Annotated in this window: 26 protein-coding genes and 1 rRNA gene; 19 read left to right on the top strand and 8 right to left on the bottom strand. The window is 39.6% G+C overall.

The annotated features are described in order from the left end of the window. Nucleotides 1-147 precede the first annotated feature (147 nt). The 7 genes from rrf (at nucleotide 148) to mscL (ending at nucleotide 5,902) form a co-directional block, all read left to right on the top strand. A 5S ribosomal RNA gene (gene rrf / locus HMPREF3020_RS09305) occupies nucleotides 148-263 on the top strand. A 122-nt stretch (nucleotides 264-385) separates the two neighbouring features. After that, entirely contained in the window at nucleotides 386-895 is a 510-nt protein-coding gene (def, locus tag HMPREF3020_RS09300) for a peptide deformylase (RefSeq protein ID WP_070712555.1), read from the top strand. A 59-nt stretch (nucleotides 896-954) separates the two neighbouring features. Beyond that, the gene (gene fmt / locus HMPREF3020_RS09295) at nucleotides 955-1,911 is read left to right on the top strand and encodes a methionyl-tRNA formyltransferase (RefSeq protein WP_070776269.1); all 957 of its coding nucleotides are present in this window, start codon (nucleotides 955-957) and stop codon (nucleotides 1,909-1,911) included. Continuing rightward, nucleotides 1,911-3,248: a 16S rRNA (cytosine(967)-C(5))-methyltransferase RsmB gene (gene rsmB, locus HMPREF3020_RS09290; protein ID WP_070776268.1), complete on the top strand. Its 1,338-nt coding sequence runs from the start codon at nucleotides 1,911-1,913 to the stop codon at nucleotides 3,246-3,248. Before fmt ends, rsmB begins: the two co-directional genes overlap by 1 nt. Further along, on the top strand, nucleotides 3,249-4,064 hold the full coding sequence (locus HMPREF3020_RS09285) for a glycosyltransferase family A protein (RefSeq protein WP_070776267.1): 816 nt from the start codon (nucleotides 3,249-3,251) through the stop codon (nucleotides 4,062-4,064). Further along, entirely contained in the window at nucleotides 4,061-5,437 is a 1,377-nt protein-coding gene (gene trkA / locus HMPREF3020_RS09280; RefSeq protein WP_049373103.1) for a Trk system potassium transporter TrkA, read from the top strand. The genes HMPREF3020_RS09285 and trkA overlap by 4 nt, the downstream gene beginning before the upstream one ends. Nucleotides 5,438-5,515: 78 nt before the next feature. Continuing rightward, complete coding sequence (gene mscL / locus HMPREF3020_RS09275; RefSeq protein WP_049364681.1) at nucleotides 5,516-5,902, top strand: large-conductance mechanosensitive channel protein MscL; 387 nt, start codon at nucleotides 5,516-5,518, stop codon at nucleotides 5,900-5,902. Between the two features lie 58 nt (nucleotides 5,903-5,960). On the opposite strand, the gene ispF is transcribed toward mscL, so the two are convergent. From ispF to ftsB, 3 genes are read right to left on the bottom strand one after another with little or no spacing between them, the layout of a single operon-like run. Next, a complete protein-coding gene (gene ispF, locus HMPREF3020_RS09270; RefSeq protein ID WP_070776266.1) occupies nucleotides 5,961-6,437 on the bottom strand; it encodes a 2-C-methyl-D-erythritol 2,4-cyclodiphosphate synthase in 477 nt (158 codons plus the stop codon). After that, the gene (ispD, locus tag HMPREF3020_RS09265; protein WP_070776265.1) at nucleotides 6,434-7,117 is read right to left on the bottom strand and encodes a 2-C-methyl-D-erythritol 4-phosphate cytidylyltransferase; all 684 of its coding nucleotides are present in this window, start codon (nucleotides 7,115-7,117) and stop codon (nucleotides 6,434-6,436) included. Before ispD ends, ispF begins: the two co-directional genes overlap by 4 nt. Beyond that, a complete protein-coding gene (gene ftsB / locus HMPREF3020_RS09260) occupies nucleotides 7,117-7,395 on the bottom strand; it encodes a cell division protein FtsB (RefSeq protein WP_070776264.1) in 279 nt (92 codons plus the stop codon). Before ftsB ends, ispD begins: the two co-directional genes overlap by 1 nt. A gap of 249 nt (nucleotides 7,396-7,644) precedes the next feature. On the opposite strand from ftsB, the gene HMPREF3020_RS09255 reads away from it, so the two are divergent. Further along, nucleotides 7,645-8,463: a 5'-nucleotidase, lipoprotein e(P4) family gene (locus HMPREF3020_RS09255; protein WP_070776263.1), complete on the top strand. Its 819-nt coding sequence runs from the start codon at nucleotides 7,645-7,647 to the stop codon at nucleotides 8,461-8,463. Between the two features lie 67 nt (nucleotides 8,464-8,530). Here the strand turns inward: HMPREF3020_RS09255 and fabR are convergent, their stop codons facing one another. Beyond that, nucleotides 8,531-9,154, bottom strand: coding sequence for an HTH-type transcriptional repressor FabR (fabR, locus tag HMPREF3020_RS09250; RefSeq protein ID WP_054418423.1), 624 nt, complete (start codon nucleotides 9,152-9,154; stop codon nucleotides 8,531-8,533). A 25-nt stretch (nucleotides 9,155-9,179) separates the two neighbouring features. Continuing rightward, nucleotides 9,180-10,085, bottom strand: coding sequence for a DNA-binding transcriptional regulator OxyR (gene oxyR, locus HMPREF3020_RS09245; RefSeq protein ID WP_070776262.1), 906 nt, complete (start codon nucleotides 10,083-10,085; stop codon nucleotides 9,180-9,182). Between the two features lie 132 nt (nucleotides 10,086-10,217). Between oxyR and pgdx the strand changes: the two genes are divergently transcribed. Continuing rightward, complete coding sequence (gene pgdx, locus HMPREF3020_RS09240; protein ID WP_049384346.1) at nucleotides 10,218-10,943, top strand: hybrid peroxiredoxin PGdx; 726 nt, start codon at nucleotides 10,218-10,220, stop codon at nucleotides 10,941-10,943. Between the two features lie 106 nt (nucleotides 10,944-11,049). Here the strand turns inward: pgdx and HMPREF3020_RS09235 are convergent, their stop codons facing one another. Next, a complete protein-coding gene (locus HMPREF3020_RS09235; protein WP_070776261.1) occupies nucleotides 11,050-11,367 on the bottom strand; it encodes a DUF5389 domain-containing protein in 318 nt (105 codons plus the stop codon). 96 nt (nucleotides 11,368-11,463) lie between these two features. On the opposite strand from HMPREF3020_RS09235, the gene HMPREF3020_RS09230 reads away from it, so the two are divergent. Next, on the top strand, nucleotides 11,464-12,039 hold the full coding sequence (locus tag HMPREF3020_RS09230) for a rhomboid family intramembrane serine protease (RefSeq protein WP_070776280.1): 576 nt from the start codon (nucleotides 11,464-11,466) through the stop codon (nucleotides 12,037-12,039). Between the two features lie 21 nt (nucleotides 12,040-12,060). Continuing rightward, a complete protein-coding gene (locus HMPREF3020_RS09225) occupies nucleotides 12,061-12,816 on the top strand; it encodes a DeoR/GlpR family transcriptional regulator (RefSeq protein WP_070776260.1) in 756 nt (251 codons plus the stop codon). Nucleotides 12,817-13,231: 415 nt separating this feature from the next. Here the strand turns inward: HMPREF3020_RS09225 and trmL are convergent, their stop codons facing one another. Then, the gene (trmL, locus tag HMPREF3020_RS09220; protein ID WP_070776259.1) at nucleotides 13,232-13,708 is read right to left on the bottom strand and encodes a tRNA (uridine(34)/cytosine(34)/5-carboxymethylaminomethyluridine(34)-2'-O)-methyltransferase TrmL; all 477 of its coding nucleotides are present in this window, start codon (nucleotides 13,706-13,708) and stop codon (nucleotides 13,232-13,234) included. Nucleotides 13,709-13,717: 9 nt separating this feature from the next. Further along, on the bottom strand, nucleotides 13,718-14,302 hold the full coding sequence (gene rsmD / locus HMPREF3020_RS09215; RefSeq protein WP_070776258.1) for a 16S rRNA (guanine(966)-N(2))-methyltransferase RsmD: 585 nt from the start codon (nucleotides 14,300-14,302) through the stop codon (nucleotides 13,718-13,720). Nucleotides 14,303-14,400: 98 nt separating this feature from the next. Between rsmD and ftsY the strand changes: the two genes are divergently transcribed. The 8 genes from ftsY to rplB all read left to right on the top strand — a co-directional run bounded on the left by ftsY (nucleotide 14,401) and on the right by rplB (nucleotide 20,509). Beyond that, complete coding sequence (gene ftsY / locus HMPREF3020_RS09210) at nucleotides 14,401-15,858, top strand: signal recognition particle-docking protein FtsY (protein WP_070776257.1); 1,458 nt, start codon at nucleotides 14,401-14,403, stop codon at nucleotides 15,856-15,858. 14 nt (nucleotides 15,859-15,872) lie between these two features. Beyond that, complete coding sequence (ftsE, locus tag HMPREF3020_RS09205) at nucleotides 15,873-16,529, top strand: cell division ATP-binding protein FtsE (protein WP_070776256.1); 657 nt, start codon at nucleotides 15,873-15,875, stop codon at nucleotides 16,527-16,529. A 9-nt stretch (nucleotides 16,530-16,538) separates the two neighbouring features. Continuing rightward, nucleotides 16,539-17,471, top strand: a complete 933-nt coding sequence (gene ftsX, locus HMPREF3020_RS09200) for a permease-like cell division protein FtsX (RefSeq protein ID WP_070776255.1) — start codon at nucleotides 16,539-16,541, stop codon at nucleotides 17,469-17,471. Nucleotides 17,472-17,801: 330 nt separating this feature from the next. Continuing rightward, nucleotides 17,802-18,113, top strand: a complete 312-nt coding sequence (gene rpsJ / locus HMPREF3020_RS09195; protein WP_001181005.1) for a 30S ribosomal protein S10 — start codon at nucleotides 17,802-17,804, stop codon at nucleotides 18,111-18,113. A gap of 16 nt (nucleotides 18,114-18,129) precedes the next feature. After that, nucleotides 18,130-18,756 carry a 50S ribosomal protein L3 gene (gene rplC, locus HMPREF3020_RS09190; RefSeq protein WP_005632753.1) on the top strand — a complete coding sequence of 209 codons (627 nt, stop codon included), beginning with the start codon at nucleotides 18,130-18,132 and terminating at the stop codon, nucleotides 18,754-18,756. 15 nt (nucleotides 18,757-18,771) lie between these two features. Further along, nucleotides 18,772-19,374 (top strand): 50S ribosomal protein L4, encoded by a 603-nt coding sequence (rplD, locus tag HMPREF3020_RS09185; protein ID WP_005695085.1) that lies wholly within the window; start codon nucleotides 18,772-18,774, stop codon nucleotides 19,372-19,374. Continuing rightward, nucleotides 19,371-19,670, top strand: coding sequence for a 50S ribosomal protein L23 (gene rplW / locus HMPREF3020_RS09180; RefSeq protein WP_005632756.1), 300 nt, complete (start codon nucleotides 19,371-19,373; stop codon nucleotides 19,668-19,670). The genes rplD and rplW overlap by 4 nt, the downstream gene beginning before the upstream one ends. Before the next feature lie 17 nt (nucleotides 19,671-19,687). Then, complete coding sequence (gene rplB, locus HMPREF3020_RS09175) at nucleotides 19,688-20,509, top strand: 50S ribosomal protein L2 (RefSeq protein ID WP_005640979.1); 822 nt, start codon at nucleotides 19,688-19,690, stop codon at nucleotides 20,507-20,509. Nucleotides 20,510-20,527 lie beyond the last annotated feature (18 nt).

Raw genomic sequence — 20,527 nt, 5'->3', positions numbered from 1 at the left:
ACTATACAACGCTCAAGGGTTTTGGGTGTTGGATAAACGAGACGAAACTCAGAGATGAAGAAAGTTTTGAAGTTGAATCAGCTTGTTTGGTTGTGAGACACTAGAGATAGTGAGAGCAGAATAGAGAAAAGTTATTAAAGGAATAATCTTGGCGGCGATAGAGCGGTGGTCCCACCTGACCCCATACCGAACTCAGAAGTGAAACGCCGATGCGCCGATGGTAGTGTGGGGTTTCCCCATGTGAGAGTAGGACACCGCCAGGTACTGAATGTGAACCCCGAGCTGAATGGCTTGGGGTTTTTGTTTATAGAATTTTCAATATTTTAGCAAAGCGTTGATTCTATGATACAATCACCGCTGTAATTTTTATAAAACAAGAGAAAATATGACCGCACTTAATGTATTAATTTATCCAGATGATCACCTAAAGGTTGTTTGTGAGCCAGTTGCAGAAGTCAATGATGACATTCGTAAAATTGTAGATGATATGTTTGATACGATGTACCAAGAAGAAGGGATTGGTCTTGCAGCACCGCAGGTAGATATCTTGCAGCGTATTATTACGATTGATATTGAAGGTGACAAACAAAATCAATTAGTGTTGATCAATCCAGAAATTTTGGCTTCTGAAGGTGAAACAGGCATTGAAGAAGGTTGTTTATCTATTCCTGGATTCCGTGCTTTAGTACCTCGTAAAGAAAAAGTCACGGTGAAAGCGTTAGATCGTCATGGAAAAGAATTTACGCTTGATGCAGATGGTTTATTAGCAATCTGTATTCAACATGAGATCGATCATTTGAACGGTATTTTATTTGTAGATTATCTTTCACCGTTGAAACGTCAACGTATCAAAGAAAAATTAGTGAAATATAAAAAACAAATTGCAAAACAATAATCAAAAGTGCGGTATAAAATGACCGCACTTTTCCTATCAACACCATAACGTAGAACATTATGAAATCATTGAATATCATCTTTGCCGGTACGCCGGACTTCGCAGCACAGCATCTTACTGCACTCTTAAATTCACATCACAATATTATTGCTGTTTATACGCAGCCAGATAAACCGGCTGGTCGCGGTAAAAAATTACAGGCGAGTCCTGTAAAGCAATTAGCTGAACAGCATCAAATTCCTGTTTATCAACCAAAATCCTTGCGTAAAGAAGAAGCACAAGCAGAGCTTAAAGCGTTAAATGCTGATGTAATGGTTGTTGTTGCTTATGGTTTGATTTTACCTCAAGCAGTGTTGGATATGCCTCGTTTAGGTTGTCTAAATGTGCATGGTTCTCTCTTGCCACGTTGGCGTGGTGCTGCACCTATTCAGCGGTCTATTTGGGCAGGGGATCAACAAACTGGTGTGACAATTATGCAGATGGATGCAGGCTTAGATACTGGCGATATGTTACACAAAGTGTATTGCGATATTGATGAGCAAGAAACCTCAACCTCGCTTTACCATAAATTAGCTGAAATTGCGCCAGCTGCATTGATTGATGTTTTGGATCATTTGGAAGAAGGGAAATTCATTGCAGAAAAACAAGATGATAGCCAAAGTAACTATGCAGAGAAACTTTCCAAAGAAGAGGCTAAATTAGATTGGTCGCTATCGGCAGCCCAGCTTGAACGTAACATTCGCGCGTTTAATCCTTGGCCGATTAGTTTCCTACAATTAACCGATGAACAAGGTAATGAACAAACCTTAAAAGTTTATGCTGCTGCCGTGTTGCCACATGTAGATAAACCAGCTGGGACGATTTTAAGTGTCGATAAAAAAGGTATCCAGATTGCCACGAAAGAAGGCGTTTTAAATTTATTGCAACTTCAGCCCGCAGGCAAGAAACCTATGTCTGTGCAGGACTTCCTCAATGGTCGAGCAGATTGGTTCCAGGTTGGTAAGGTTCTAAACTAATGGTATTTCAACGAAAAAAAACGGAAAAATCGACCGCACTTTCGGTACGCGCTATTGCTGCTCAAGTGATTTTACAGGTTTTAGATCAAGGTAAGTCCTTATCAACCTTGCTTCCTGAAGTGCAATCGCAGGTAAAACCACAGGATTTACCTTTATTACAGGAAATCACTTTTGGTATTTGTCGCGTATTGCCTCGTTTAGAAAATATTCTAAAAAAACTATTAGATAAGCCATTGAAGGGTAAAACCCGCATCGTACACTGTTTGCTATTGGTGGGATTGTACCAATTACTTTATATGCGCGTGCCTGCTCATGCGGCGGTAGATGAAGTGGTGAACGCCACAAAATCATTGAAATCGGATAGTTTCCGTGGTTTGGTTAATGGTGTACTGCGTCGCTTCTTACGGGAACAAGAAGATATTCTTGCTGTAGTAGATAAGCATTGGCAAACGCTTCATCCTGAATGGTTTGTGAATAAACTCAAAAAATCTTATCCAAATTGGCGTGACATTATTGAGGCGAATAACCAAAAGCCACCAATGTGGTTACGGGTCAATCAACAACAAAATAATACGGAAACTTACCGCACTTTGTTAGAAGAGCAAGAGATAGCAGCATTTGAATGTGATAATCCACATGCTTTGCGTTTAGCTCAACCGCTTTCTGTCTCGAAACTACCGAATTTTGAACAAGGTGCAGTAACCGTTCAGGATCTTAATGCACAATGGTCGGCCTTATTGCTTGAGCCACAAAATGGTGAATTAATTTTAGATGCTTGCGCGGCGCCAGGTGGGAAAACTACGCATATTTTAGAAATGGCGCCACAAGCGAAAGTGATTGCGCTTGATGTCGAGGCTCATCGCTTAAGACGTGTTGAAGAAAATCTTGCCCGTTTGAATCAGCAGGCGACAATTGTTTGTGGTGATGCGACCGAGCCAGAAAAGTGGCTCTCAGAAATAGGTTTAAGTGGAGCATCCTTTGATCGTATTTTATTAGATGCACCTTGCTCAGCAACGGGCGTGATTCGTCGTCATCCAGATATTAAATGGTTACGTCAAGAAACAGATATTGCTCAATTGGTTGCCTTGCAAGGACAAATTCTAAAAGCGCTTTGGGCAAAATTGAAACCTAATGGCATTTTGCTTTATGCGACTTGCTCGGTGCTTCCCGATGAGAATAGTCAGCAAATACAGCATTTTTTAGCTGAAACACCCGATGCAGAATTAATGCCATTGCCGTTTGAACAAACGGAAAATACGATTGGAATCCAATTCCTGCCACAAGAGAATGGCGGGGATGGGTTCTATTATGCAAAATTGAGAAAACGGTCAGCTTAAATGAATTTGCCTTTAATTGATGTCGTCATTCCTTGCTATAACACTGAACAAACGCTTGTTCGTGCAGTAGAGTCTGTGTTGCAGCAAAATAATCTTGGTCACCTTTGGTTGATTGATGATGCGTCGACAGATAATACATTTGCATTAGCCTTACAGCTTGCAGAACAATATCCTGACAGAATCTCTATCGAGCAAATGCCGAAAAATAGTGGTGTCGCAATGGCTAGAAATTGGGGCGCAATGCTCTCGGCTAAAAGTGCGGTTGATTTTGTCGCATTTTTAGATGCGGATGATGCATACGAACCTGGAGCATTAGAAGTGGCGGCGGCAACCTTTCATTTTCAGCCAGATACTTCGGTGGTGAGATTAGCATTAAAACCGATAAATTTAGCCCAACGTTATGCTGAACACCCTAATTTTGATCAGGCATGGCAATATATGCGCATGACCTGCGGGGGAAACATCGTTTTTAATAAGGCTTTTTTCTTAGCTTGCGGCGGATTTCCAACACATCAATTATTTCGAGAGCTCGGCGGTGAAGATGGCGCTTTAGGCATTGCAACCACTAAAACAGCTAAAGTGGCAACATTATTTGAAGATGTAGGCGTGTTGCATTTTTGTCGAGAAGGTATGCATGCTGAACGTTTACTCGATGGTCTTTTATTTAATAAACAAGATCCAGCGATTACAGCAGAAAAAATGGCAGAAGCTGAACAAGTAACATCGACTATTTGTCGCCGTATTGAGGTATTAAAGTTCGGTCTAAATTCAGCTGAAATTGGCATCCGACCTTTGGTTGTGGAGAGAACAGAATGAAAATAATCATCTTAGGTGCAGGGCAAGTAGGCACAACACTTGCGGCAAATTTAGTGAGTGAAGATAACGACATCACACTGGTAGATAATGAATCTCAACATTTGCAGAATTTGCAAGATAAGCATGATTTACGTGTGGTTAAAGGTTCGCCTTCTTCACCCAAGATTTTACGAGATGCTGGGGCAGCAGATGCAGACTTGATGGTTGCGGTAACCGCATCTGATGAAACTAATATGATTGCTTGCCAGTTGGGATATACCCTTTTCAACACCCCAACACGTATTGCGCGTATTCGTAATGCGGAATATTTGCGTGAGAAAGATAAATTATTTAATGATGAAAACGTACCAATTGATCATCTGATTTCACCAGAAAATTTAGTTACGGATGAGATTACACGTTTAATTGCTTATCCAGGTGCCTTACAAGTGGCGCATTTTGCCAATAATCGAATTAGCATTGTGGTTGTAAAAGCTTATTACGGTGGTCCTTTAGTAGGTTATGCGTTATCCGCTTTTAAAGAGCATATGCCACACATTGATTGCCGAATCATTTCGATTTTACGTAATGATAGATTAATTCGTCCGCAAGGTTCGACCATTATTGAGGCGGGCGATGAAATTACCTTTATTTGTGCGACAGAACACATTAAAGCGGTGATGAGTGAGTTGCAACGCCTTGAGAAAACCTACAAACGTATCATGATCGTTGGCAGCGGGAATATTGCCTCAGGTGTGGCAAAACAGTTAGAAGATAAGTATCAAGTAAAACTCATTGAGCGCGATGGAGAAAAAGCGAAAGTTTTAGCTGAAAGACTCTCTAAAACCCTGGTTTTCCATGGTGATGCTTCTGACCAAAATTTACTTTTTGAAGAGCATATTGAGAGCGTTGATGTCTTTTTATCTCTAAGTGCGGATGATGAAGCCAATATTATGTCGGCGTTACTAGCAAAACGCCTAGGGGCTAAAAAAGCCATGGTGCTTATTCAACGCATGGCATATATCAATTTGATTCAAGGTGGAACCATTGATATTGCGGTTTCACCACAACAAGCAACAATATCCGCTTTATTAGGACATGTGCGTAAAGGGGATATCAAAAATGTGGCCTCTTTGCGTCATGGTACCGCGGAAGCCATTGAACTTGTTGTGCATGGCGATGCGACAACATCCAATGTGGTTGGAAGACAAATTGGCGATATTAAGCTTCCAGTTGGAGCGATGATTGCGGCAATTTTACGTAAAAATGAAGTAATCATTGCTCGTCGTCAGGTTGTTATTGAAGAAGGCGATAATGTGATTGTTTATATTAATGACAAGAAATCTGTGTCAGAAATTGAAAAATTATTCCAACCAAGTGCATTTTTTATTTAAATAACAGTTTACTTTTTAATCTGAAAACCTATAATACGCACTCTTTTAATTTTTTAAACCAACACAAAAGGAAATTTTATGAGCTTTCTTAAAGAATTCCGCGAATTCGCAATGCGCGGCAACGTAGTAGATATGGCAGTCGGTGTGATCATCGGTGGTGCTTTTGGTAAAATCGTAAGTTCACTTGTCGGTGACGTAGTAATGCCTGTATTAGGTATTTTAACAGGTGGCGTGGATTTCAAAGATTTGAAAATCACGTTAGCTCAAGCTGTAGGTGAAACTCCAGCAGTAACCTTAAACTACGGTGTATTTATTCAAAACGTTTTTGATTTCATCATCATTGCATTTGCAATCTTCATGATGATCAAAGGTATCAACAAAGTGAAAAAACCAGTAGAAGAAGTAAAAGGTCCTTCACAAGAAGAATTACTTACTGAAATTCGCGATTTATTAAAAAAACAATAAGAATTTAATTCAAATAAAAAAGGTTGGTATTTTACCAACCTTTTCTTTTACCTAAAATTTAAGCTTTTAATAATAATGCGACAGCCTCGCAAGCAATGCCTTCACTTCGACCTGTAAAGCCAAGTTTTTCTGTTGTGGTTGCTTTCACGTTGACTTGCTCAATATCACAATGTAAATCTTCTGCAATCTTCGCTCGCATTGCATCGATATGAGGACGCATTTTAGGGGCTTGAGCAATAATGGTTACATCCACATTACCGACCTTATAGCCTTTTGCTTGTACTTGGCGGAATGCTTCTCGTAATAAAACACGGCTATCTGCATTTTTATATTGCATATCGGTATCAGGGAAGAGTTTACCAATATCACCTAATGCTGCTGCACCTAATAAGGCATCCGTTAAAGCATGTAAGGCGACATCACCATCAGAATGGGCAATAAACCCAGTATGGTAAGGCACTTCAACGCCACCAATAATTAAAGGGCGGTCTTCACCAAAGGCATGAACATCAAACCCATGTCCAATTCGTATCATAGAGTTTTCCTTGTTAAATAAAATTCGGCTAAAGCTAAATCTTCTGGACGTGTCACTTTAATATTATCACTTCGTCCCGCGACTAAGTGCGGTCGGAATCCGGCAAGTTCCATCGCAGAGGCTTCATCTGTAATATTAGCACCTTGAGAGAGCCCCTGTTCAAGTGCATTTCTTAATAGATCGCAACGGAAAAATTGAGGTGTTTGTGCAAGCCAAAGTTCAGCGCGATCTTCTGTTTTAATAATATCTTGTTGTTTATTCGCGCGTTTAATCGTATCAACCGCTGGAATGGCCAAAATAGCGCCGTGTTTATCATCGATTTGGAGCAATTTATTTAAATCTTGATGTGTTAAACAAGGTCTGGCTGCATCATGCACCAATGCCCAGGCATGGTTATTTTTGATCGCATTTAGTCCATTTAGAACTGACTCGGCTCGTGTTTCACCCCCTTCAACGAGAGTGATGTTTTGATGAGGAAATAAAGTCATTTCAGAAAGATAGGGATCATTTTTTCCTACTGCAAGAATAACGTGATTGATTGCAGGGTGGGATAGAATGACAGAGAGAGTATGTTCCAGAATCGTCTTGTCTAGGATTTTCAGATATTGCTTAGGTTTATTTGCCTGCATACGGCTTCCAACACCCGCAGCAGGAATGACGGCAATAATTTCACGGTTCATTATTTATGCTCTTTGACGATGTGATAGAACACTTCGTTTGGTTTGACCATGTCATGGCTCATGCGTGCACGCTCTTCAATCGATTCAAAGCCTTTTGTTAATCCTTGAATTTCTGCAGAAATCATTTGATTTCTTTGTGAGAGCTTTTCATTTTCAGCTTTATTCTCTTTGATTTGAGCGGCCATATCTTTGTAGTCAAAATAGCCGTTTTTACCAAACCAAAGATCGTACTGAAATAGCACGAGAACACCCACTAAAATTCCAATGAAAAGACGCATAAATTACCTATTATTTCTGAAAACTTGGGATAGTTTACCGTGAAATACAGCGAAATGCGATGAAAAAGTGCGGTTAAAAATAAGATGATTTTGAAATGATCTCATTGGGTTTGTTAGATAGCTTCAAAATGAAAAATGTGATCTATCTCACAAATTAGTTATAAAGTTTGATAAACCCATAGTCACTGCCCAAATAGGCTTGTTATACTTTTGCTTGTCATTATGACTTTTTAACAGAAGGAACAATCAATGAAAACAACATTAAAACTTACCGCTATTGCAGCGATGTCAGCATTTATTTTAACTGGTTGTGCGACTCAAAATAAGAGTGCAGAAGCGGATGCGCAGCTTCAACAACAAGCGGTATTAGGTCTTAACTGGATTCAACAATCAGGTGAATACCAAGCCCTTTCTTACCAAGCATACAATGCGGCAAAAGTGGCATTTGATCACGCTAAAGTGAAAAAAGGTAAGAAAAAAGCTGTTGTGGTGGACTTAGATGAAACCATGTTAGATAACAGCCCTTATGCAGGTTGGCAAGTTCAAAACAATAAACCATTTGATGGCAAAGACTGGACTCGTTGGGTAGAAGCTCGTCAATCAGGTGTGGTACCAGGTGCAGTAGAATTCAATAACTATGTAAATACCCATGGCGGTAAAATGTTCTATGTTTCTAATCGTAAAGACAGCAATGAAAAAGCAGGTACGATTGATGACATGAAACGTTTAGGTTTTAATGGTGTTGAAGATTCAGCGTTTTACTTGAAAAAAGATAAATCACCAAAAGCAGCACGTTTTGAAGAAATTGAAAAACAAGGTTATGAAATCGTCGTTTATGTGGGTGATAACCTAGATGACTTCGGTGATGCGATCTACGGTAAACAAAATGCAGAACGTCGTGATTTCGTGGCACAAAACAAAGCGAAATTTGGTAAAACATTCATCGTATTACCTAACCCGAACTACGGTGGCTTTGAAGGCGGCTTAGCAAAAGATTATTTCAAAGGCGATTCAAGCAGCAAAGTAAAAGCACGTTTAGATGCAGTTAAAGCTTGGGATGGTAAATAATTCCCTTCTTGAGATAAACAAACACCCGCAGAGATGCGGGTGTTTTGTTTTAGTCTAAAAGTGCGGTCTATTTTCGCATCATTTTTTCTTTATGAGATGCGAAGTCCGCGCCTTTCGCCAGCATGCGAAGTTGTAAAATAACACGCTCTTTTAGTAAATCTTGTTCAGCTTTTGTCATGTCTAAAGCGTTGGAACCTGCCGTGAATACGATGGTTACCATTCCCTCAGCCTGAACATAAGACACATATTGCGAGTAGTGATTTTTCTTCGCAATATATTCAGCCAATTCATCAACAAAGTGTTTGATTTCACGAGCGGCTGCAGTACGGAAAGCCTGAGATGTGCCCGAACTTTCACGTAAGAGCAAACGGAACACGTTGGTGCTGTGAGTGATAAATTCAAAAAAGGTTTCCACGGATACGCGGATCACACTACCGCCAGCATCAATACGTTTACGCGCTTGGCGCATTAATTGACGGAGGGTTAAACCTGCTTCATCTACCATTTCTAATCCGAGCTCATCCATATCGCTAAAGTGGCGATAGAAAGAAGTTGGTGCAATGCCCGCTTCACGGGCAACTTCACGTAAGCTTAAATTAGAAAAGCTTTTTTCTGCACTCAACTGATTGAATGCGGCGTCAATTAAGGCCCGACGGGTTTTTTCTTTTTGAATTGCTCGAACACCAGCCATTTGGTTTTCCTCAGCTTATGATAAATTATTTTTTATTCGCTAAAATCGATTTAACTTGTTCACTGACCGCACTTGCAACGCGTTCATAGCGATTACGTAATGGTGAACCTGGGCGGTAAACGAGAGCAATAGTACGAGACGGTTCTGGCGAATGGCAAGGAATATATTTTACACCTGCACGTGTGCCTTCATTTAATACAGCAAGTTCTGGCATAAAGGTGATGCCTGCATTAGCTGCCACCATATTACGCAACGTTTCAAGGCTAGTGGCTTGGAAGTGAGAGTCTTCTTTAGCACCGGCCGTAAAACAATAATCGAGTGCTTGATTACGTAAGCAATGCCCATCATCCAACATAAGCATTTCTTGCCCTTTTAAGGTATTCATGGCAATTTTACTTTCTGAAGCCCAAGGATGTTGGTCGGATACAGCGAGTAACATTTTTTCATCAAAAATAGGCACTTCGATAAACGCTTCAGTTTCGGGTACGCGAGCCACAATCGCACAATCTAATCGGCCAGTTTCTAATTGTTCTAATAGTTGGTGAGTTTGGGCCTCATAAAGAAATACTTCTAAATCTGGGAAAGTTTCTTTCAATGTTGGTACAATATAAGGAAGTAGGTAAGGACCAACAGTAGGGATGAGTCCAATGTGTAATGGACCGGTCATTTCTTTACCTTGATTGCTAGCCATCTCTTTAAGTAATTTTACTTCACGTAATACAGTGCGAGCTTGTTCCACAAGTAACATACCCGATTGGGTGAAGAGCACTTTACGGCTAGTACGTTCAAGTAAAATAATGCCTAACTCATCTTCGAGTTTGCGGATTTGACCACTTAAAGTGGGTTGGCTAACATTGCAAGAATCCGCAGCACGACGGAAATGTTTGAATTCAGAAAGGGCAACTAAGTATTCTAAATCACGAATATTCATAGGGTTCTCACTTTATAGAATATGTCAATTAAAAGGATAGAATTAATTGATTGTAACTATATCACAAAACTTTCTATAATGCCTATCAAGTTTTTTAAGGCAAATTCATTTAACTAACAGAGGAGACACATTATGTCTAATATGGAAGGAAAAAAAGTCCCACAAGTTACATTTCGTACTCGTCAAGGTGATCAATGGGTTGATGTGACTACATCTGAATTATTTGATAACAAAACAGTTGTTGTATTCTCATTACCAGGTGCTTTCACGCCAACTTGTTCATCTTCTCACTTACCACGTTATAACGAGCTTGCACCCGTTTTCAAACAACATGGTGTAGATGATATTTTAGTAGTATCAGTAAATGATACGTTTGTGATGAATGCGTGGAAAGAAGCAGAAGAAGCACATAACGTAAAATTCATTCCGGATGGTAACGGTACCTTCACTGAAGGTATGGGCATGTTAGTCGGAAAAGATGATTTAGGTTTTGGTAAACGTTCTTGGCGTTATTCTATGCTCGTGAAAAATGGCGTAGTGGAAAAAATGTTTATCGAGCCAAATGAACCAGGCGATCCATTTAAAGTATCAGATGCAGATACCATGTTGAAATACATTGCACCAAATTACCAAGTGCAAGAATCAATCGCGATCTTTACTAAACCAGGCTGTCCATATTGTGCGAAAGCAAAACAACTTTTACGCGAAAAAGGATTAAGCTTTGAAGAAATCGTATTAGGTCACGATGCAACAATCGTGAGTGTACGTGCGGTTTCTGGTCGTTCGACTGTTCCACAAGTATTTATTGGTGGTAAACACATCGGTGGTAGCGACGATTTAGAAAAATACTTTGCATAATTGATTGCTAGGTAGGAAATTTTTTTATATTTTTGATTATTAGGAACATAAGTTAAAAGGGAGCGAAAGCTCCCTTTTTGTTGTTTGTGATTTTGTTTTTATATTCTTAAGCATTAAAGCCAATGTAGCAAACTGAAACTAAAACAATGTAAAAAATGACCGCACTTAGTAGCAATAATTTTACAGCAAGTTTAGGTTTGCGCTGGTGCAGTTTATAAAGCAAACGTGCAATCAAAACTAAAACAAAGGGATACATCCAAAAGATAATCGAGAAAAGATCGATCTGAAAATCGCTCAGTGTAGGGTTTTTCACAAAAGAAGTAGAAAGCAGAGAGGCCATGGGCCACAGTAAAATGGGTAAACAAAATGCCGCAAGTCCCCAAGCGAAGCCACTAAATCCTGTCGGCATAGTTTGTTTTTTCATAATGAACCTTATATGATTGACGAAAAATAAAAAGGAATATAACAAATGCCGTCTTTATTTGATAGTGAAACCGATGTGCCAGAAGAGAGAAAAGTATTGAAACGCACATTGAGCGCACAAAAAATCACGTTTATTTTGACCGCACTTTGCGCGGTGATTTATCTCTTGCAGAATGTCGGGTTTGAAGAGCCAATTATGGATTTATTCCATTATCCTGCTTATTCTTGGGAAGATCAGGAAGTATGGCGCTATTTCACTCATGCTATTGTTCATTTATCGGTACCGCATATTTTATTTAACCTTTCGTGGTTTTGGTTATTTGGTGGCGCGATTGAACGCCGATTTGGTTCTCTCCATTTTTTATTATTAGTTTTAGTCTCTGCAGCAGTGAGTGGCGCGGTACAGAATTATTTTACTGGTCCCGCCTTTTTCGGGCTATCTGGTGTGGTTTATGCCGTGTTAGGTTATGTGTTGGTGGTGGACAAATTGCACCCGCATAGCTTTGACTTGCCAGAAGGCTTTTTTACAATGTTACTGGTAGGGCTTGTATTTGGCTTTATTAGTCCGCTTTTTGGTATTAATATAGGGAACGCTGCCCACATTTCAGGCTTTATCTTAGGATTGGTTTGGGGATTTCTGCAGAGTAAAATTAAGGCTAAATCGTTTAGCTAATTCAAATTTATAGGCATTTATATGAAGCAATCATTACGCCATCAGAAAATAATTGAGCTTGTAAAGCTAAAAGGATATGCCAGCACAGAAGAGCTGGTTATCGAACTGGAAGTCAGCCCACAGACCATTAGACGAGATCTGAATATCCTTGCAGAACAAGATTTAATTCGTCGTCATCATGGTGGTGCCGCTCCTTCTTCTACCGCAGAAAACTCTGATTACATTGAACGTAAACAATTTTTCCCTTCTCAAAAAAGCGCCATTGCTCGCGAAGTGGCAAAACGTATACCAAACGGTGCATCCTTATTTATTGATATTGGTACCACGCCTGAAGCGGTGGCTAGTGCCTTGTTAAACCATGAACGGTTACGCATAGTGACGAATAATATCAATGCGGCTCATTTATTACGACAAAATGAAACCTTTGATATTACGATGGCAGGTGGCTCATTGCGTAAGGATGGTGGAATCATTGGTGAGGCAACGGTTAATTTTATTTCGCAATTCCGTTTAGATTTTGGAATTCTGGGCATTAGTGCAATTGATCTTGATGGTTCATTATTGGATTATGATTACCATGAAGTTCAAGTAAAACGCGCCATTATAGAAAGCTCTCGCCAAACGTTATTAGCGACCGACCATTCGAAATTCTCTCGACAAGCGATTGTGCGATTAGGGGAACTTAAAGATGTAGATTACCTTTTCACTGATGATGTGCCAAAACAAATTGCGGAGTATTTAGAAAATAGCAACACAAAGTTAGTGATTTGCAAATAATAGAAACAGGAAGTGCGGCCAAAATTGACCGCACTTTTTTTGTAAGCATCCGTGCTTAGCCACTGCTGTTTCGACCAATTCAAAATTAACTTCATTCACCCAACCTCCTTATTGATGTGAGATGAAACTAATTTTGCTGCAATAGTTGTTAAATTTTAGGGATACAAATGGAAGGCAAATCATTCGACTGCCAATTCTTTATTTAGGACAACGGGGAAGGTTTGCTTGAAGAGTCAAGAAAGACTAGAGCTTGATAGATCAAGTGGGTACATCGAGATCCCTCTCTAAATGTAATTTATTTATACTGCTGTTTTGGTAAAAAGGGAACCTTGAAATTATAAATATGTGATCAAGATCACAAATTAAATGTAAAAAGAAAGCTGCTTATTTTTGTGTATAAAATAAGCAGCTATTTTTATCGATTTAAATTCACCGCGCCTTCGTAACCAAGTTGTCGCCAAGCTTCATAAACTGCAACGGCTACCGAGTTAGATAAGTTCATACTGCGGCTATTTGCGGTCATTGGGATACGGATTTTTTGTTCCATTGGCATCTTATCTAAAATAGACATTGGGATACCACGTGTTTCAGGGCCAAACATCAAATAATCCCCTAATTCAAATTGCACTTCGCTATGTGCGGGGCTGCCTTTGGTTGTAAGTGCAAAAAGACGTTTCGGTTTTTCACTTTCTAAAAAGGCTTCAAAGGTTTTGTGTTTTTTGATTTCAGCAAATTCATGATAATCCAAGCCGGAACGACGTAATTTTTTATCATCCCAGGTAAAGCCTAGTGGCTCGATTAAATGAAGGCGAAAGCCAGTATTCGCACAAAGACGAATAATATTTCCCGTGTTTTGTGGAATTTCAGGTTCGTATAACACAATATCTAACATAATAATTTCCTAATCTTTTTGATACAGGCGGTAGCTCACCATACCTGTAGTTTTTTCTTTCAGTAATTGCCAATTTTCAGGCGCGCTTAGCGGTTTGTCTTTTTCTGTTTCAACATAAATCAACGCATGAGGTAAGAGCCAATTATTTTCCTCTAATAGGGTAATTGCTTGTTCAGCTAAACCAAAATGAAAAGGTGGATCTAAAAATACCACATCAAAGTGCGGTTGATTTTGCGCTTGTTTTAAAAACTCCAAGCTATTTTGATTGATCACCTGAGCTTGTTCAGTCGTTGTTTTTAGCGTTTGCAAATTTTTCTTTAATTGATTCGCTACGCTTTTATCCAACTCTAAAAACGTCACCTGTTTCGCTTGACGAGAAAGAGCCTCAAAGCCAAGTGAGCCACTGCCCGCAAAGCAATCAAGACAATGGCTATCCACTATGTAGGGCATCAACCAGTTGAATAAGGTTTCTTTTACGCGATCGCCTGTTGGACGCAAACCTTCCGCATTTAAAACCGGTAATTTTCGTCCACGCCAAAGACCTGCGATGATTCGAACTTCGCCTTTGGCATTTTGAACTTGCATTTTTTTCATAAAGAAACAGATTTTTAGTGAAAATTGTGCTTAGTTTAGACGATTTTTTGCTAGAATAGGCAGTATTTTTTAAAGATTTGTGTTTAAGAGAAGAATTTATGTCAGAAGAAAAGAAAAAAGGCGGGTTTTGGGCCTCTCTTTTTGGTCGCAATAAAAAGCAAGAAGAACAAAAAATTGAGCCAACTATTGAAGAGCCGTCTGTCGAATCTGCCGATATTTCGCCTACGGAAGAGATTGTTCACAATAGCGAGAACGTTCAATTAGAACAAGTTGAACAGGAAGAATTACAGGAGTTAGCGGAACAGCTGCAAGAGGATAAAGCTGAGAATACCATTGTTGCGCATATTGAACCTGTTGTAGAAGAAGTGATTTCACCTGAAAGTGCGGTCAATATTGAGCCAGTTTTAGATACACCGGTGATTGAGGCAACGGCTGAAGATACAGAAAAAACAGAAGAAATTTCTACCGCACTTCCTGTGGAAGAACCAACAGAAAGCATTATTGAGCAAGATAATGTCGTTGAAGATCTTCCTGTGGTTGATGCTGAGATTGAGCCTGAAATTGTTGAAGATGTTAAAGATGAATTCCGTTCAGATATTAATACCGAAACGCAAGAAAAGCCAAGTGAAGGTGGCTTTTTCAGTCGTTTAGTCAAAGGCTTACTCAAAACTAAACAAAATATTGGTGCAGGTTTCCGAGCGTTCTTTTTAGGTAAAAAGATTGACGACGATTTATTTGAAGAGTTGGAAGAGCAACTTTTAATTGCGGATATTGGTGTGCCAACAACCAATAAAATCATTAAGAATTTAACGGAGCACGCAAGTCGTAAGCAGTTACAAGATGCGGAATTGCTTTACCAACAACTTAAAGTTGAAATGGTAGAAATTCTAAAACCAGTTGCAAAACCATTGGTCATTGATACGACTAAAAAACCTTATGTTATTTTGATGGTTGGCGTAAACGGTGTAGGTAAAACAACCACAATTGGTAAGTTGGCTCGCAAATTCCAAAATGAAGGAAAATCAGTCATGTTAGCGGCAGGGGATACCTTCCGTGCTGCTGCAGTAGAACAACTTCAAGTATGGGGTGAACGTAACAACATTCCGGTTGTGGCACAAAGTACGGGGTCAGATTCGGCGTCAGTAATTTTTGATGCGATGCAATCTGCCGCGGCACGTAATATTGATATTTTAATTGCGGATACGGCCGGTCGTTTACAAAATAAAAATAATCTCATGGATGAATTGAAGAAAATCGTTCGTGTCATGAGAAAATACGATGAAACCGCACCGCACGAAATCATGCTTACCTTAGATGCGGGTACAGGGCAGAATGCAATTAGCCAAGCCAAACTCTTTAATGAGGCGGTTGGGTTAACAGGTATTACATTAACCAAATTAGACGGAACAGCAAAAGGTGGGGTAATTTTCGCCATTGCAGATCAGTTTAATTTACCAATTCGCTATATTGGTGTGGGTGAAAAAATTGAAGATTTACGCGAATTTAATGCGGAAGAATTTATTGAAGCATTATTTGTTCACGAAAATGAAGAATAAAAAGGAATAATAAAGTGATTCGATTTTCAAATGTCTCTAAAGCTTATCACGGTGCGACTCAGCCGGCCTTGCAGGGTTTGAATTTTCATCTTCCTGTTGGAAGTATGACTTATCTTGTTGGGCATTCTGGCGCGGGTAAAAGTACCTTGCTTAAATTAATCATGGGAATGGAAAAGGCGAATGCCGGTAATATTTGGTTTAATGGTCATGATATTACGCGTTTGTCTAAATATGAAATCCCATTTTTACGCCGCCAAATCGGTATGGTTCACCAAGATTACCGTCTATTAACGGATCGTAGCGTAGCAGAAAATGTGGCGTTGCCATTGATTATTTCGGGAATGAACCCGAAAGAAGCACATACACGCGCATTGGTTGCATTAGATCGTGTGGGCTTACGTAGTAAAGCGAATTATATGCCGCCACAAATCTCAGGTGGTGAGCAACAACGCGTAGATATCGCGCGTGCAATCGTACATAAACCGCAACTTTTATTAGCGGATGAGCCTACAGGTAACCTTGATGATGAACTTTCCTTAGGGATTTTTAATCTTTTTGAAGAGTTTAATCGTTTAGGCATGACAGTGTTAATTGCGACACACGATATCAATTTAATTCAACAAAAACCAAAACCATGTCTTGTGCTTGAACAAGGCTACTTACGCTATTAAGGATAAAAAATGACAAGACGTATTGATGCTTCTTTTGGCGTGCAAACTGCTTATACTTTGCGTTCTGTGTTGAACGATTTAGTAAAACGTAAATTTGGTACATTACTAACAATTCTTGTGATTGCCGTGTCTCTAACGATTCCAACGGTGAGCTATTTGTTATGGAAAAATTTACACTTAGCGACGACTCAATTTTATCCGGAAAGCGAGCTCACAATCTATTTACATAAAAATTTAAGTGAAGAAGATGCTAACTTAGTGGTAGAAAAAATTCGTCAGCAAGAAGGTGTTGAATCGTTAAATTATGTTTCTCGCCAAGACAGTTTGAAAGAATTTAAAAGTTGGTCTGGTTTTGGTGAAGAGTTAGAAATTTTAGATGACAACCCATTGCCGGCGGTGGTGATGGTGAAACCGTCTAAAGCATTTAATGAATCAGAAAAACGAGCTGAGTTACGCGCAAATTTAAATAAAATTAAAGGCGTGCAAGAAGTTCGACTAGATAATGATTGGATGGAAAAATTGACCGCACTTTCGTGGCTTTTTGCACACGTGGCAATTTTCTGCACGGTGTTAATGACAATAGCTGTATTCCTTGTTATCGGAAATAGCATTCGATCCGATGTTTATAGCAGTCGTGCGAGTATTGATGTGATGAAGCTATTAGGTGCAACGGATCAATTTATTCTTCGTCCTTATCTTTATACTGGCATGATTTACGCGGTGTTGGGCGGATTGATTGCAGCGCTATTTAGCAGTCTTATTGTCGGGTACTTTACTTCAGCGGTGAAGTATGTGACGGATATCTTTGCAGTTACATTTGAGCTCAATGGATTAGGTGTAGGCGAGCTGATCTTCTTATTAGTAAGTTGCTTGATTATGGGGTATGTTGGTGCATGGATTGCAGCAACAAGACATATTGCAATGTTAGATAACAAACTATAAATTTTACTTATATAAAGTGCGGTCATTTTTTGTCGTGTTTTCAGCTGAAAAACATTCGGGGAAAATGACCGCACTTTTTGTATGTGGAAATTAATTGAACAAAAAGCTTGCATAATTAGGTGTTTTTGTGTAATATCCACGGGCTTTCAGATATTGAAAGCCGTTTAATGTAATCATTTATTAAACGAGTATTACGATATGTAATACTAACAATGTTTCCGATTTGGAGACTATATAACAGGTAACTTACACCTCCTTTTCTATTTTGAAGTTAGAATTGTGATTGGTGTTAGTTTTTTATTAGCTAAATTTTATTGGAGCTCTGGTCTAATGCAGAACCAAAGAATCCGTATCCGCTTAAAAGCTTTCGATCACCGTTTGATCGATCAATCTACTGCGGAGATCGTAGAAACAGCTAAACGTACTGGTGCACAAGTTCGTGGTCCAATCCCTTTACCAACTCGTAAAGAGCGTTTCACCGTGTTGATTTCTCCACACGTGAACAAAGACGCGCGTGATCAATACGAAATTCGTACACACAAACGTTTAGTAGATATCGTAGAGCCAACAGAAAAAACTGTTGATGCATTAATGCGTTTAGATTTGGCTGCCGGCGTGGACGTGCAGATCAGCCTAGGTTAATTAAGAGGTTATTACAATGATTGGTTTAGTCGGTCGTAAAGTTGGTATGACCCGTATCTTCAATGAAGACGGTGTTTCTGTACCAGTTACCGTTATCGAAATCGAAGCCAACCGCGTAACTCAAGTTAAAACTCTTGAAAACGATGGCTATACTGCAGTTCAAGTTACTACTGGTTCTAAAAAAGCGAATCGTGTAACTAAACCTGAAGCAGGCCATTTCGTGAAAGCAGGTGTTGAAGCTGGTCGCGGTTTATGGGAATTTCGTACTGAAGGTGAAGAATTCACTTTAGGTCAAGAAATCAATGTTGACATCTTTGCAGATGTTAAAAAAGTAGATGTTACTGGTACTTCTAAAGGTAAAGGTTTCCAAGGTGGTGTTAAACGTTGGAACTTCCGTACTCAAGATGCTACACACGGTAACTCTTTATCACATCGTGTACTTGGTTCTATTGGTCAAAACCAAACTCCAGGTCGTGTGTTTAAAGGTAAAAAAATGGCAGGACATTTAGGTGCTGAGCGTGTAACCGTTCAATCACTTGAAGTTGTTCGTGTAGATGCTGAGCGTAAATTGCTATTAGTAAAAGGTTCTGTACCTGGTGCTATCAATGGCGATGTTATCGTTAAGCCGGCAGTTAAAGCATAAGTCTAGGAGATAGAGATGGAATTACAAGTTGTAGGTGCAAACGCACTAACTGTTTCTGAAACTACCTTCGGACGTGAGTTTAACGAAGCTTTGATTCACCAAGTTGTTGTTGCTTATGCAGCAGGTGCTCGTCAAGGTACTCGTGCGCAAAAAACTCGTGCTGAAGTGTCTGGTTCAGGTAAAAAACCTTGGCGTCAAAAAGGTACAGGTCGTGCTCGTTCTGGTGATATCAAATCACCAATCTGGCGTTCTGGTGGTACAACCTTCGCGGCTAAACCACAAGATCACAGCCAAAAAGTGAACAAGAAAATGTACCGTGGTGCTATCAAAAGCATTCTTTCTGAATTAGTTCGTCAAGACCGTTTGGTTGTTGTTGAAAAATTCGAATTAGATGCACCAAAAACTAAAGTATTAGTACAAAAATTAAAAGATTTAGCAGTTGAAGATGCGTTAATTATCACAGCAAGTTTAGATGAAAATCTATTCTTAGCGGCACGTAACTTATATAAAGTTGATGTACGTGATGTTCAAGGTATCGATCCAGTTAGCTTAATCGCTTTCGATAAAGTGATTGTTACTGTTGACGCTGTGAAACAAATTGAGGAGATCCTAGCATGAGTCAAGAACGTTTGCTAAGCGTGCTACGTGCACCGCACATCTCTGAAAAAGCAACTAACAATGCTGAAAAATCTAACACTGTTGTACTTAAAGTTGCTTTAGATGCGAACAAAGCTGAAATTGCTGCTGCTGTTGCTCAATTATTTGAAGTAAAAGTTGACTCAGTTCGTACTGTGGTTGTTAAAGGTAAAACTAAACGCCGTGGTAACAAAATGGGTCGTCGCAGCGACTGGAAAAAAGCTTATGTAACTTTAGCCGAAGGCCAAAACTTGGACTTCGTGGACAGTGCAGAGTAATCGGAGGAAATTAGAGAATGGCTATCGTTAAATGTAAGCCGACCTCCGCTGGTCGTCGTCACGTTGTTAAAATCGTGAACCCTGAATTATACAAGGGTAAACCTTACGCGCCTCTTCTAGATACTAAATCTAAAACTGGTGGTCGTAACAATTATGGTCGTATTACCACTCGCCACATCGGTGGTGGTCATAAACAACATTACCGTTTAATCGATTTCAAACGTAACAAGTTAGATATCCCAGCGGTTGTTGAACGTTTAGAATATGATCCAAACCGTTCAGCTAACATTGCTTTAGTGCTTTATAAAGATGGTGAACGCCGTTATATCTTAGCACCTAAAGGTTTGTCAGTTGGCGATCAAATCCAATCTGGCGTTAACTCACCAATTAAAGTGGGTAACTCATTACCAATGCGTAATATCCCAGTTGGTTCAACAGTACATAACGTTGAATTAAAACCAGGTAAAGGCGGTCAAATCGCTCGTTCTGCTGGTGCTTATGTACAAATCATCGCTCGTGAAGGCAACTACGTAACTTTACGTTTACGTTCAGGCGAAATGCGTAAAGTATTAGCTGAATGTGTTGCTACAATCGGTGAAGTTGGTAACTCAGAACATATGCTTCGCGTATTGGGTAAAGCTGGTGCTAACCGCTGGAGAGGCATTCGCCCTACAGTTCGTGGTACTGCAATGAACCCAGTAGATCACCCACACGGTGGTGGTGAAGGTCGTAACTTTGGTAAACACCCAGTAACTCCTTGGGGCGTTCAAACTAAAGGTAAGAAAACTCGTCACAACAAACGTACTGATAAATATATCGTACGTCGTCGTGGCAAATAATTTAAATTAATAAGAGGA

The organism is Haemophilus sp. HMSC068C11 (assembly GCF_001815355.1).
Lineage (GTDB): Bacteria > Pseudomonadota > Gammaproteobacteria > Enterobacterales > Pasteurellaceae > Haemophilus_D.
The sequence above is the reverse complement of the archived record's forward strand: the minus strand, read 5'-3'. Positions and strand labels throughout refer to the sequence as shown.